The organism is Halobacillus sp. ABH2_015, from assembly GCF_056158945.1.
Window position 1 is genome coordinate 857,438 of record NZ_JBSWUG010000002.1, and the last position, 13,292, is coordinate 870,729.

Sequence of the window (13,292 nt, forward strand, 5' to 3'; positions counted from 1 at the left end):
AAAATATGATAAAATTCACTCAAATGGACCAATGAAAAGAGGGATAGCATGCAGTCTTTATTACATATTGAAAACCTCCACGGAGGCTATACGCATAAAAACGTCCTGCACGGCATCAGTCTTGATGTGAAACCGAAAGAAATCGTCGGATTGATCGGATTGAACGGAGCGGGGAAAAGTACGACGATCAAGCATATTATCGGATTGATGCAGGCGAAGAAGGGGACGGTGTCTATTAACGGAACCCGCTTTGATGAGGATCCCGAGAAGTACCGGCAGCAGCTGGGATATATTCCTGAAATGCCAATCCTCTATGATGAGCTTACCCTTTATGAGCATCTTCATCTGACGGCTATGGCTTACAACATCCCTGAAGATGTTTTTAAGAAGCGTCTTGATCCACTATTGAAGGAATTCCGTCTGGAGAAAAAACTGAAATGGTTCCCTGTCCATTTCTCTAAGGGGATGCGTCAGAAGGTGATGATCATGTGCGCCTTCCTCATAGAACCGGAACTTTATATCGTGGATGAACCTTTTGTCGGTCTTGATCCGCTTGGGATCCAGTCCTACCTGCAGATGATGGTGGATATGAAGGAGAACGGGGCGGGCATTCTTATGTCCACCCATATTCTGGCGACAGCTGAGAAGTACTGTGACCGTTTTGTCATTCTCCACGACGGAGAGATCCGTGCGCAGGGGACACTGGCGGAGCTCCGACAATCCTTCGGCCGCCCCCATGCTTCCCTGGACGATATATATGTCGAGCTTACAAAGGAAGAGCAGCATGATTAAGGCGAAGGAGTTCTGGTCTGCGCGTTTTTCCGGACACATCAAGGAAACGAGCCGCTACTTGAAATACATGTTCAACGGGCATATTGCAGTGGCCATGCTGTTTTTCATTTCAGCTTCGGCTTATTATTATCAGCAGTGGCTTCAGAATCTTCCGGAGAACTTCCCTACCGCTTTCGTCATCGCTGTCGCTTTTGGTTTTCTCGCCGGCTACAGTCCGGTGCGGACACTGCTGAAAGAGCCGGACCTTGTCTTTCTCCTTCCGGCTGAGTATCAGCTGAATGATTACTTCAAGCGGTGTCTCTACTATAGTTACATCGTCCAGCTTTATTTAATCTTTCTTGTGTCGGCTGCGCTCGGCCCGTTATATTTGGCGTCTTATCCATCTCTGGGTGGCCGTTATTATTTCATGATGATCGGTGTCGTCCTTGTTGTGAAGGTGTGGAACATGCTTTCCAACTGGTGGATGCTCAAGGAAAGGAATGGCCGGATCCGCCGGGTGGATCAGGTGGCCAAGGCGTTCCTGAACGGCTTCATCTTTTTCTTTCTTGCCCGCGGAGATTGGGTGTTTGCCGGTGTCGTAACCGTTCTTCTTGCCGCCCTCGTCCTGTACACGTATACATTGGCGAGTCAAAAAGCCGGACTCGCCTGGGACCTGCTCGTAGAAAAGGACCAGCAGCGGATGCGTGCCTTTTACCGGATCGCCAATATGTTCACGGATGTGCCGCATTTGAAAAACACCGTGAAGAAAAGGCACGGGCTTGTCCGGCTGCTCGTGCAGAGGATCCCCTTCCGTCAGGACCACTCCTTTACTTATTTGTTCCGGATTACATTCGTCCGGAGCAGTGATTATTTAGGCATGTACCTCCGGCTGATTCTTATTGGCGGGCTGGCGGTTTGGTTTGTCCCGAACGTCTGGGTGAAAGGGGCATTTGCTCTGCTGTTTCTCTATTTGAGCGGGTTTCAGATGATGACCCTCTGGAATCACCACAGGACCATTATCTGGCTCGATCTCTATCCCGTTCATCAACAGTGGAAACAGAAGGCCGTCCTGCAATGGCTGAAAACGATCATGCTTTTCCAGACGGCTGTCTTCGGAATCCTGCTTGCTCTTCAATTCCAATGGGCGGGGATGATTGGTGTCTGGGTGCTCGGTGCTTTGTTCAGTTATGCGTTTGTACAAACGTATGTCAAACAACGATTAAACTAACAAGGAAGGCTGCATGGAGCAGCCTTCTTTTTAAAAGGAGGGTCTTCATTGAACTACGAACAAAAGGTGAAGAAAGAAGCCGTACGCTGGAGCCGGTCGCTCGATAAACGGTCTGCTCTTCTGCAGCGGACCTCGAAGCCGTTTCAGCAGCGGATCAACAGTACGATTCCCGACCGCATCCACCAGGTGATAACGGAAAGTGTCCGTTCCATGATGGAAGCCGCTTTAACCACCTCTGAATACGTCAGGCCTGTGACTGTCGAAGACCACTGGACGTGGGAAGAGCGGGAGGTGAAGATTAAGGAACTGCTGAAGCAGTACAAAAGAACCGCTTCACTGGAAGGAGCCGGGACGGGGTTCGGCGGCATATGGCTGGGCCTTGCCGACTTTCCTCTGCTGTTAAGTATCAAGATGAAGTTTTTATTCGATGCGGCCCAGGTGTGTGGAATGAACATCCATTCGTATGAGGACAGAGTCTATTTACTGCACGTCTTTATGCTGGCTTATTCCAGCGATGACGTGAGGAAACAGACGAAGGAAAAAGTGATGAATTGGAAGGACGTTCCGCTTGAGGAGAAGAATGTGGATTGGAAAACGCTTCAGATGGAGTACAGAGATACGCTTGATATAGTAAAGCTGCTCCAAATCGTCCCCGGCATCGGTGCCGTCGTCGGCTTTGTGGCCAATGGACGTTTATTGGAGCAGCTTGGTGAAACAGCTGTACAGTCCTTTCGTCTACGTTTTCTTTAGGACTGGTGTTTTTCCTGATAGCTCATATAAGCCTGAAACAGCGTCTTTGCAGCGTGAGGCAGGGCAGACTCATCAAAGTCGAATTTCGGATGATGATGCGGGTAGTAATGATCAGGGATTTGAGCTCCCGTAAAGTAGTACGCACCCGGTTTCTCCAATAAGTAATAGGCGAAGTCCTCTCCGGCCATCACGGGCTCCGCTTCTTCGGTAACGAGGGAAGCATCCGCCTTAGAAGCGTTCTCCAGGATGAGTTCAGCCTCATCGATATGGTTGATGACCGGTGGGTAGCCCTTTTCATAAAGAAAATCATAGTCGGCGTCATATCCCTGGCACGTACCTTTTATGATTTTTTCCATTTCGCCGATAATCAGATCCTGAACATCAGCATCAAACGTCCGGACTGTCCCCGTCAGCTTAGCTGAATCAGCAATCACGTTAAAGGTGCCGCCCGCTTCCAAAGTTCCGACCGTAACGACCGCCGTTTTCAGAGGGTCAATCCGGCGGCTGACCACCTGCTGCAGCGTAGTCACGAGCTGGGAAGCGATGACAATGGCATCTTTCGTCTGGTGCGGCTGAGCGCCGTGTCCACCTTTTCCTTTGATCGTAATTTCAAAACGGTCCGCTCCAGCCATAAACGGCCCTTTAGACGTCTGGATGACTCCGGTCGGTGCATTTACCCATAAGTGCGTTCCGAAGACGGCATCCGCTTCTTCGATGGCTCCCGCCTCGACCATTGGCTTGGCACCTCCGGGAGCATATTCCTCCGCATGCTGATGAAGGAACAGCACGGTTCCCGGAAGTTCGCTTTGATAAGGGGCGAGAGCTTCGGCCAGGCCTAGCAAAGCTGCCGTATGGCCGTCATGTCCACAGGCATGCATCGCCCCGTCATGCTTGGAGCGGTAGGAAACATCATTCTCCTCCTGGATCGGCAGGGCATCAAAATCTGCACGAAGGGCAACCGTTCGGCCGGGTTTTCCGCCTTTAAGCGTGGCGACGACACCGTTGCCGCCGACGTGGCTTTCATAAGGAATGCCCAGTCTTTCATATGTATCTGCTATAAATTGCGCCGTTTTCTCCTCGTGGAAAGAAACCTCCGGATATTGGTGAAGATACCGGCGTGTTTCCACCATCTTGTCGTATTGACGGTCGATGGCTTGAAAAACATTCTCCCTCATGTCGCATTCTCCTTTATGTTGTGGTTGTACAAATTGTAATACAGCTTCTGAATATTCTCAAATTTATCCCGGACGCATGCTTTTCTTAAAAGCTCTGTTAAAGTCTTTTGTTGATATTTTAAACGATTACTAAATCGTTTCCGTCTGGAATTAGGGGTCCGGTCCGCTATTTACTCAGAGCATGGGATGGCAGGGAAAGGGAGTCATTCCCAAGGCCGCCTCCTACAAATCCCATGACAAAAAGGGATGATAGGAGCTCACATGTTAAATAACAACACCAAGCAATAACAGTGCCTTCTTAAAAGAGAAAGACTGCAGTGAAGAGGGACTGTTGTCCGGCAATCATAAAAAACCCGTACGATGGTTGTTCATCGTACGGGTTTGTGCCGTGGATAGAAGATTAATCCTGCAGCCGGGAATCCTGAAGAAGGCGGCTGATCTCTTCCATGTGGTGGGTTTCATCTGAAATCATATCATCAAGCTTGACGGAAAGCTCGGTCAGGCTCAGTTCCTCCGCCTGCTGTTTTCTTTCTTCGTAGCGCTGGATCGTCTGTCTCTCCGCTTCACGTGCTTCCTCGAGCATTGGACGAACTTCTCTCAGCTGTTTCACTTCTGCCGGTGTTGTTGTCGGTGTGCCTCCAAGTGTACTGATTTTTTCAGCTAAATATAAGGCATGCCCTTGTTCATCGGCGACTTCCTCTTCGAAGAACGGCTTCAAAACGGAACGGTAAAGTCCTGTTACGACCGCCGCATTATAAGTGTACATAATGGAAGCGGCATACTCATGCGCGAGGTCTTCATTCAAGCCATCAATGAGGGCTTTCATTTTTTCATCCATGCAACAACATCCTTTCTTATTTCAGTCTCACCCATTACTTTTCCCTCCCGCTATCCATTTAAACGTGAAATTCCGTCTCAAGTCGGAAGGGGTGCCCCTCTGCAGCGGGGTTTCACCTCTCCATGAAACAGATAAAATGAAAACAGGCACAGGAAAGGTTTTTATACTGTTTTTGTCGAATTATTTACGTAAGAGAAGGGTGATAGGATGAGTACAACTGTTGGGAGAGGGATTGCGGCCTTCCTTTTGATTGGGGCCGGAGTCATTCTTTTGTTAACGAATATGAACATCATTTCCCTGGAAATGAATCTATCCTGGGGTATGATTTATCCGTTTATCATTCTGCTGTTTGGGTTGAGAATGTGGAGCGGTGCTCTTTTTAAAAAAGCGGGAAGCTGGGTGACCGGGTCATTTTTGTCCGTTTTTGCGGCCCTGTTGATTCTGGACCGTTTCGGAGTGATGACTTTCCGCTTCTGGGATATCTGGCAGCTCTGGCCGCTGCTGTTCGTGTATATCGGGTTTGGGATCATGAAGGGAAGAAGCGGAGGCAGCGATGCCCGCTATTTTGATAAACCGCTGCCTGCATCCAGGACGATGGCGGTCGGGGATCTATCTTTTACAGAAGAAAACTGGAAGGTAGAGCCGATGAACGTCTGGAGCGCGGTTAGTGATTACAAGTTCGATTTTACCAAAGCTTTTATTCCAGATGAGGATATTCCGATCCGTGTGGCCGGCTGGGCCGGTGATGTGCGCATGTTTGTACCAAAGCAGGTGCCTTTTCGGGTGGACGCAAAAGTGAAAGCCGGAGATATCAAGGTGGCCGGCCAGAAGGCGGACGGAATCAACCGCTTCATTCAATATGAAACACGGGATTACCAAGAAGCCCGCCGGAAACTGACCATCCAGATTGAATTAACGGCCGGTTCCATTAAAGTGGTTCAGGTGTAAGGGGGGAAAGCGGTGCTGAAAAAACTAAACAGTGTACGTTATATGTTCATCCGCTCTCATCTTTACGGCCTTTTTCTAAATACATTGATCCTGCTGGCTGTCCTGCTGTCCGTTGACGTTTGGTTCGATCCAGCGTGGCTGGAAGCGGGAGCGGTTCTGCTGTTTATCGTGGTATATGTCTTCATCGGTTTTTTGACGGCGCTGTATGCCGGGTTTCGTTCGAGCGGGGATATGAAACAGCGTCTCGACTATATTTCAACAATGATTACACAGCTGGCGAGAGGGAAGCTGTCGTCCAGGATTTACTTTCAGGAGGATGATGAAATTGCCGGGCTCGGGGATGAATTGAATACCCTCGGTCAAAAGCTGCAGCAGCAGAAGGACGCCCTTTTAAAGCTGGCTGACGAAAAAGGGGAGCTCGCCCGTTCCGCCCATAAAGCGGCAGCGATTGAAGAGAGACAGCGTCTGGCCCGGGATCTCCATGATGCCGTCAGTCAGCAGTTGTTTGCCCTGACGATGATGGCACAGGCGGCTGAGAAGATCTTTGAGCGTGATCCTGTCCGTGCGAGAGAGCAGGTGGGGGAGATGACTCAGATGGCGCTTCAGGCTCAGACGGAAATGAGAGCGCTGCTGCTTCATCTCCGGCCGGTGCATTTATCCGGGGAATCTTTGACCGAAGGCGTGGGTGCTTTAATCGAAGAATTGAAGCAGAAGTGCCGGATTGATTTTCAAGTGGATATGGAGGATGTGGAAGGTCTAACGAAAACGATGGAGGATCAGCTTTTCCGTATTGTTCAGGAAGCCTTATCCAACGTTCTGCGGCACGCAGGGGCGGATGAAGTGAAAGTCATCTGTACGAGCGATGAAGAAGAAGTTTTTTTACATATCTCCGACAATGGAGCAGGCTTTCGTGTAGAAGAAAAAAAGGGAAACAAAGCTTCCTATGGTTTGAAAACGATGCAGGAGCGTTGTGAGGAAATCGGCGGCATTTTTTCTCTGCGTTCGAGCAAAGGAGAGGGGACGCATATCGATCTGCGTGTTCCTGTCCGTTTTACAATGGAGGGGGAAACAGGATGATCCGTGTGGTAGTCGTTGATGATCATGATGTTGTACGTAAAGGCGTCATTGCTTATTTAAGTACGGAAGAGGACCTTGATATTGTAGGGGAGGCATCCAGCGGCAGAGCAGGAGTGGCCGTCGTGCAGCAGCAGAAGCCGGATGTTGTCCTCATGGACTTGATTATGGAGGACGGAACCGGTATTGAAGCTACGGAAGAAATTATGAAAACCGAAGCGTGCCGGATTATCATTCTGACAAGCTATTACGATGATGAAAAGGTCTTTCCCGCCCTTGAAGCCGGGGCCTTCAGCTACATGTTGAAAACCTCGTCGGCTGATGAAATCGCAGACGCGATCCGGAAGGCTTTTGCGGGAGAAAACGTCATTGAACCAAAAGTCGCCACGAAAATGATGACCCGGTTTCGGAAAGATAAATCCCTGCATGAGGATTTAACGAATCGGGAGCTTGAAGTTCTTAAGTGTATCGGAGAAGGGATGACCAACCAGGAAATCAGTGATGTTCTTTACATCGGCATAAAAACGGTGAAAACCCACGTCAGTCATGTGCTGAGCAAGCTTGAGGTGCAGGATCGGACACAAGCGGCTGTTTATGCCCATCGTAATGGGCTTGTGCAGGCGTAAGGGGAGTGTTTTATAAATGGATAAATCCTTTGTTTTCAATAAATACACGAGTATAATGACAGGTAGGAGAGAGAAAGGAAGACTTGTATGAAGAAGGATCATGAAAGCCGGCTGTTTGTCATCTGGGCTGTATCTCTGACTGCCATGGCCGGAAGCTTGTTTTTTTCAGAAGTGCTCGGCTTTCCGCCGTGTGAGTTGTGCTGGTATCAGCGTATTCTCATGTACCCGCTCGTGCTCATCTATGGCACAGCCCTTGTGAAAAAGAATATGGCGGTTGCGCTGCCGGGGTTGTTTATGAGCGGTATCGGTGTGTGTGTATCTGCCTGGCACTACAGCCTCCAGAAAATCCCGGTCTTATCCGCCGGGGATTCGTGCGGTCTTGTGCCGTGCAGTGGCCAGTACATCAATCTATTCGGTTTCATCACCATTCCGTTTTTAGCGGGAACCGCATTTATCATCATTTTTATCATTCACGTGCTTGTAGTGAAAAAGGAAGGAAGTCATCGTTCATGAAAAAAGGCATGATTATTTTCGCCAGTGTGCTGGCTGTTCTCGTTGTTGTCCTTATCTTTGTCGTCAATTACCAGAATGATCAGAAGACAGCCGATAATCCTTATGGCAAGGATGAGCTGGATCAGGCTACCATCAACCAGCTGGACGATCCGAATTACCAGAATCAGATTCTGCCGGATGAGCTGGAGGAGGAAATCGAATCGGGAGATCCGGTTACCGTGTATTTTTACAGTCCGACCTGCCCGCATTGTCAACGGACAACTCCTGTGCTTGTGCCGATGGTAGAGGATCTGGATATCGACATGAAAAAAATGAACTTATTAGAGTTTGATGTGTGGACAGCGTACAGCATTGAATCAACGCCGACACTCGTCCATTATGAAAATGGCGAAGAGCAGGCGAGACTTGTCGGAGAGCAGCCGGAAACGGTGTTCGAGGAATTTTTCCGGAATGAAGTACTCAATGGGGCAGAGGAAGAATAAAAAAGTGAGCGGCATGTGCCGCTCACTTTTGCTATGCTAGTCTTCAAGCTGGATCATACGGTATTGTGTAATATAGGCGTCTCCGTCTATAAAGGAAGGTTTCTTCGCGTGTTTCGGTCCGGACTTTTTGTGGGCATCATCAAAGGATTTGGAATTCTTCCAGTCTTCGAAGTCCTGCTGGTTCCGCCACTGGGTGAAGACAACATACGTATTTCCTTTCAGCGGGCGGAGGATACGGATGGCCTGGAAGCCTTCCTGGTTTTCTACGCTTCCCGCTCTCTGCTTGAAACGATCCTCAAACACCGGACGTCCCTCTTCACTGACAGGGATGTTGTTCATAACCACATACCCTTCCGACTGGACGTCCCCGACACGGTCGACCGTCTCATAATCCCGGCCCTCAGAGAAAATCGAAGGACCGTCTCCTTCATAATAAGCGAGGGTTTTATCCTGATCCTGCATGTAGAAGATGGAGGCGTCAGGGTGCTGCTCCCGCAGTTTAGCTAAGTAATCCAGTGTACCACTTGTCATTGAAACTTTCATAGGCGATGTCTCCTTTCCTTCGGTATGTTCAGTGTATCAATAGGGGTTGAAGGGTGGCAAGCTGGAAGGTGACAGACAGAAAGGGTCGAATTGCAGTGAAATTAAAAAAACAATGGGACAAGCTTCCTTCCTGGGTGAAGAAATGGAAGTGGCCGCTTCTCGGTCTTGGCGTGCTTGTCTTTTTCTTATTTGCAGGCTTTATGACGATCTATTTCGGCGGGCGTTTCGTCGTCAATGAGAAGGATTTAATCCTTGATGAAATGACGACAGTGGAAACGGCCGATGGTGAAGTGATTGAGCGTATCTATACGAAGAATCGGCAGGTCGTCAGTATCGACCAGGTTCCTGATCATGTGCAGGAAGCCTTTACTGCCGTGGAGGACAGCCGTTTCCGTGAGCACTCCGGTGTAGACTTTAAAGGTATTCTACGTGCGGTATATAAGGATATCATCGCCATGAAAAAGGTGGAGGGAGCCAGTACCATCACGCAGCAGCTGGCGAAAAATGTGTTTTTGACCAATGAAAAGACGTGGATGCGTAAGACGAAGGAAGTGATGGCCGCCCTTTATTTGGAGCGGAACTTCACGAAGGACGAAATTTTGGAACTTTATTTGAACCGGATTTATTTCGGGGAGGGAACGTACGGCATTGAAGCCGCTTCCCAGCACTATTTCCAAACCTCAGTCTCAGATCTCAGCATCGCTCAAGGAGCGCTTTTGGCAGGGCTGCCGAAAGCACCGAATACCTACTCTCCTTTTGAAAACCCTGAAGCAGCTGAAGAACGCAGGAACGTTGTGCTGGCACGGATGTATGATGTAGGAAGCATAGATGCCGCTGTACTGAAACAGATGCAGGGAACGACATTGGCTGTGGAAAGAGAAGAAGATACGGAGGAGGAGACGTGGTCCAATAGTTACGTCGACCTCGTTATTCAGGAAGCGGCTGAGAAGTATCATATCTCACGGGACGAACTGAAGCGCGGCGGTTATCAGATCATCGTGGAGATGGATCCGGTCATTCAGAAAATAGCTGCCGAAGAAATGAAAAACGGGGAATATATTCCCGGGACAGCAGGTCCTGTGGAAGGGGCGCTGACGATTACCGATCACCGGACGGGAGCCGTTGCTGCCGCTGTTGGCGGACGGGATTATGTGCACGGGGACTTCAATCGGGTTCTTTCAAAACAGCCGCCGGCTTCAACGATCAAACCGTTCGCGGTCTACGGCCCGGCCCTCATGATGGATGAATATGACCCGTATTCCCTGCTGTCGGATGAACGGCAGGCCTTTGGTGAGTTTAATCCAAGAAACTACAACGATGAGTACGAAGGTCAGGTGTCGCTCTACGAAGCTCTTGTAGAATCGAAGAACGTGTCAGCGGTATGGCTGCTCGATCAAATCGGCATCCCTTATGCGAAAACGTATTTAGATAAACTGGGTCTTTCTACAAAGGACGATGGGCTTGCGATTGCTTTAGGCGGGCTTTCTGAAGGCTATACACCCCTGCAGATGGCAGAGGCATACGGGGCCGTTGCCCAGTCAGGAGTGAAGAAAGACAGTTATACCATTAAGCAGATGGCAGACCGGGAGGGAAAGGTTATCCATGAGCATACGCCGGAAGAAGTGCAGGTGTTTGACGCTCAAACCTCCTGGTATTTGACGGAAATTCTGCAGACAGTCGTGGAGGATGGTACCGCAAGTTCCGGCGACTATCCGAAAGCCCTGGCTGGGAAAACCGGTACGCAGCAGGATACAGATGTCTGGTTTGCCGGCTATACCCCGGAATATGCCGGAGCCGTCTGGATGGGGTATGACTCCAATGAAAAAGGCAGCCGTCTGGAAGGCAGCAGTGCCTATCCGGCCCGCATGATGAAACGCATTTTAACGAAAGTGGACCAGCAGCAGGAGCTTGCGACAGCGTTTGAACAGCCGGAAGGAGTGGAAAGTCTTCCTGATCCTGTCTCCCTGCCGGTGATTACAGATGCGGAGGCTAACCTCAACCTGGGCGGACTGGCTACGCTGCGCGGGACGATTACGTGGAGCATACCGGAGGATGAACGGATTATTTACCGTATTTTCAGGGAAGAAGAGGGAGAGGATGTTAAAGTCGGGGAAGTGACCGGCAAAGGGGAGTTCCGCATCAGTGCGTTCAGTGTTTTTGATGAGACCCGCTACTACATTGTCCCCGCCGACCCGCTTACAGGTAAAGAAGGACAGCCGTCCAACTCTGTCCGCCTGAACTGGGACTTTTAAAATCGTACAAAATCGTGACAAACCACTTATACAGCGACATGGTTTTCCGATAAATGTTATAGTTGAAAACGGGTCGTTGATGAACGTTAAAAAGGAGTCTTATTCATGAAGAAAATTGAGAATGACACAATATTGAGAGCTTTCCGCGGTGAAGAAACCGATCATACACCCGTATGGTTTATGCGCCAGGCCGGACGGTCACAGCCTGAATACCGCAAACTAAAAGAGAAATACTCATTGTTTGAGATCACTCATGAACCGGAACTGTGTGCCTACGTCACACGTCTGCCTGTCGAGCAGTACGGCGTGGACGCTGCCATTCTTTATAAGGATATCATGTCCCCTCTTCCGGCGATTGGTGTGGATGTCGAGATCAAAAAAGGGGTCGGTCCCGTCATCCATAATCCAGTCCGCTCGAAAGACGACATCTTGAAGCTTGGAACCATTGATCCGGAGGCGGATGTTCCTTATGTTCTGGATACCATCCGTCTGCTTACGAAAGAGCAGCTGACAGTACCATTGATCGGCTTCAGTGGAGCGCCGTTCACACTGGCAAGCTATATGATTGAAGGCGGTCCTTCCAAGAACTACAGCAAAACAAAATCACTGATGTACAGTGAGCCGATGACATGGTTTGCTCTCATGGATAAGCTTGCTGATATGGTCATTGCGTATGTAAAAGCGCAGGTGGCAGCCGGAGCCGAAGCCATCCAGATTTTCGATTCGTGGGTAGGTTCCCTGAACGTCGAAGACTACCGGACATTTATCAAGCCGGTGATGCAGCGGATCTTCTCTGAATTGAAGGAAGAAAATGTCCCGTTGATTACTTTCGGCGTCGGAGCAGGTCATTTGATCCACGAATGGGATGATCTTCCTGTCGATGTCATTGGTCTGGACTGGAGAATGTCGATTACAGAAGCTAGAAACGCAGGGGTGACGAAACCGCTGCAGGGGAACCTGGATCCGACGATTCTCTTATCCGACTGGGACGTTATTGAAGAGCGGGCCAAGCGGATCATTGATGAGGGCAGAAATCATCCGTCCCACATCTTTAATCTTGGACATGGTGTCACACCGGATATCAAACCGGAAACATTGAAGCGTTTGACCAATTTAATCCATACGTACTCAAAAAAGAACTAAGAGGTGAAGCTGCATGGCACAGAAGAAAATGGGACTATTAGTAATGGCTTATGGAACTCCTTATAAGGAAGAAGATTTGGAGCGTTATTACACACACATCCGCCGGGGAAGAAAGCCGTCGGATGAGCTTCTTCAGGATCTGCGTGACCGTTATGATGCCATTGGAGGCATATCGCCTCTGGCCCGCATTACGGATGATCAGGCCGAAGCCGTACAGAACGCGTTGAATGAAAAACAGGAGGATGTTGAATTCCATATGTATCTTGGCTTAAAACATATTGAGCCGTTCGTGGAAGATGCGGTGGCTCAGATGGCCGAAGATGGCATTGACGAAGCGGTTTCCATTGTTCTTGCTCCCCACTATTCCACGTACAGCGTAAAATCTTACAACGGACGTGCGAAAGAGGAAGCAGACAAACACGGCATCACTATCCGTTCTGTGGAAAGCTGGTACGACGCCCCGGGCTTTATCGATTACTGGAAGCAGGCTTTGGAAGCGGAATACAGCAAAATGGATGAAGCAGAAAAAGAAAACAGCTGCCTGATCGTATCGGCGCACAGTCTGCCGATGAAGATTTTGGAAGGCGGCGATCCATATCCGGATCAGCTGAAGAAAACGGCGGATTTGATTGCAGAAGCCGCCGGCATCACCAATTATGAAATCGGCTGGCAGAGTGAAGGGAATACACCGGATCCATGGATCGGTCCGGACGTGCAGGACCTTACCCGTGATCTTTATCATGAAAAAGGATACACCACTTTCGTGTATGCGCCGGTCGGTTTCGTTTCCGATCACTTGGAAGTTCTTTACGACAACGATTACGAGTGTAAGGTTGTCTGTGATGAAATCGGAGCAGGCTATTACCGTCCTGAAATGCCGAATACGCATCCGCAGTTTATCGACACTCTAGCTGATGTCGTGCTGGATAAAGCGAAAGAGCAGTAAGAC

Annotated in this window: 14 protein-coding genes; 11 read left to right on the forward strand and 3 right to left on the reverse strand. The window is 49.5% G+C overall.

Annotated elements, in window-relative coordinates:
- Positions 1-48: 48 nt before the first annotated feature.
- From ACXAD6_RS04390 to ACXAD6_RS04400, 3 genes are read left to right on the forward strand one after another with little or no spacing between them, the layout of a single operon-like run.
- A complete protein-coding gene (locus ACXAD6_RS04390) occupies positions 49-792 on the forward strand; it encodes an ABC transporter ATP-binding protein (protein WP_474967801.1) in 744 nt (247 codons plus the stop codon).
- Positions 785-1,999 carry an ABC transporter permease gene (locus ACXAD6_RS04395; RefSeq protein WP_474967802.1) on the forward strand — a complete coding sequence of 405 codons (1,215 nt, stop codon included), beginning with the start codon at positions 785-787 and terminating at the stop codon, positions 1,997-1,999. The genes ACXAD6_RS04390 and ACXAD6_RS04395 overlap by 8 nt, the downstream gene beginning before the upstream one ends.
- Positions 2,000-2,047: 48 nt before the next feature.
- Positions 2,048-2,749: an EcsC family protein gene (locus ACXAD6_RS04400; protein WP_474967803.1), complete on the forward strand. Its 702-nt coding sequence runs from the start codon at positions 2,048-2,050 to the stop codon at positions 2,747-2,749.
- Here ACXAD6_RS04400 and ACXAD6_RS04405 read toward each other — a convergent pair.
- Positions 2,746-3,924 carry an amidohydrolase gene (locus tag ACXAD6_RS04405; RefSeq protein ID WP_474967804.1) on the reverse strand — a complete coding sequence of 393 codons (1,179 nt, stop codon included), beginning with the start codon at positions 3,922-3,924 and terminating at the stop codon, positions 2,746-2,748. The genes ACXAD6_RS04400 and ACXAD6_RS04405 overlap by 4 nt on opposite strands.
- A 400-nt stretch (positions 3,925-4,324) precedes the next feature.
- Complete coding sequence (locus ACXAD6_RS04410; RefSeq protein ID WP_474967805.1) at positions 4,325-4,762, reverse strand: ferritin-like domain-containing protein; 438 nt, start codon at positions 4,760-4,762, stop codon at positions 4,325-4,327.
- 207 nt (positions 4,763-4,969) lie between these two features.
- Here ACXAD6_RS04410 and liaF point away from each other — a divergent pair, with 207 nt between their 5' ends.
- The 5 genes from liaF (at position 4,970) to ACXAD6_RS04435 (ending at position 8,405) form a co-directional block, all read left to right on the forward strand.
- Positions 4,970-5,710, forward strand: coding sequence for a cell wall-active antibiotics response protein LiaF (gene liaF / locus ACXAD6_RS04415; protein WP_474967806.1), 741 nt, complete (start codon positions 4,970-4,972; stop codon positions 5,708-5,710).
- Positions 5,711-5,722: 12 nt separating this feature from the next.
- Entirely contained in the window at positions 5,723-6,787 is a 1,065-nt protein-coding gene (locus ACXAD6_RS04420) for a sensor histidine kinase (RefSeq protein ID WP_474967807.1), read from the forward strand.
- Positions 6,784-7,410, forward strand: a complete 627-nt coding sequence (locus tag ACXAD6_RS04425; protein WP_474967808.1) for a response regulator — start codon at positions 6,784-6,786, stop codon at positions 7,408-7,410. The genes ACXAD6_RS04420 and ACXAD6_RS04425 overlap by 4 nt, the downstream gene beginning before the upstream one ends.
- Positions 7,411-7,497: 87 nt before the next feature.
- The gene (locus ACXAD6_RS04430) at positions 7,498-7,923 is read left to right on the forward strand and encodes a disulfide oxidoreductase (RefSeq protein ID WP_474967809.1); all 426 of its coding nucleotides are present in this window, start codon (positions 7,498-7,500) and stop codon (positions 7,921-7,923) included.
- Positions 7,920-8,405 carry a thioredoxin family protein gene (locus ACXAD6_RS04435; RefSeq protein ID WP_474967810.1) on the forward strand — a complete coding sequence of 162 codons (486 nt, stop codon included), beginning with the start codon at positions 7,920-7,922 and terminating at the stop codon, positions 8,403-8,405. The genes ACXAD6_RS04430 and ACXAD6_RS04435 overlap by 4 nt, the downstream gene beginning before the upstream one ends.
- A 36-nt stretch (positions 8,406-8,441) precedes the next feature.
- Here ACXAD6_RS04435 and ACXAD6_RS04440 read toward each other — a convergent pair whose 3' ends face one another.
- A complete protein-coding gene (locus ACXAD6_RS04440; protein ID WP_474967811.1) occupies positions 8,442-8,948 on the reverse strand; it encodes an antibiotic biosynthesis monooxygenase family protein in 507 nt (168 codons plus the stop codon).
- A 53-nt stretch (positions 8,949-9,001) separates the two neighbouring features.
- On the opposite strand from ACXAD6_RS04440, the gene ACXAD6_RS04445 reads away from it, so the two are divergent.
- The 3 genes from ACXAD6_RS04445 (at position 9,002) to hemH (ending at position 13,289) form a co-directional block, all read left to right on the forward strand.
- Positions 9,002-11,200, forward strand: coding sequence for a transglycosylase domain-containing protein (locus ACXAD6_RS04445; RefSeq protein ID WP_474967812.1), 2,199 nt, complete (start codon positions 9,002-9,004; stop codon positions 11,198-11,200).
- Positions 11,201-11,305: 105 nt separating this feature from the next.
- Positions 11,306-12,343 carry a uroporphyrinogen decarboxylase gene (gene hemE / locus ACXAD6_RS04450; RefSeq protein ID WP_474967813.1) on the forward strand — a complete coding sequence of 346 codons (1,038 nt, stop codon included), beginning with the start codon at positions 11,306-11,308 and terminating at the stop codon, positions 12,341-12,343.
- Positions 12,344-12,356: 13 nt separating this feature from the next.
- Entirely contained in the window at positions 12,357-13,289 is a 933-nt protein-coding gene (gene hemH, locus ACXAD6_RS04455) for a ferrochelatase (protein WP_474967814.1), read from the forward strand.
- Positions 13,290-13,292 lie beyond the last annotated feature (3 nt).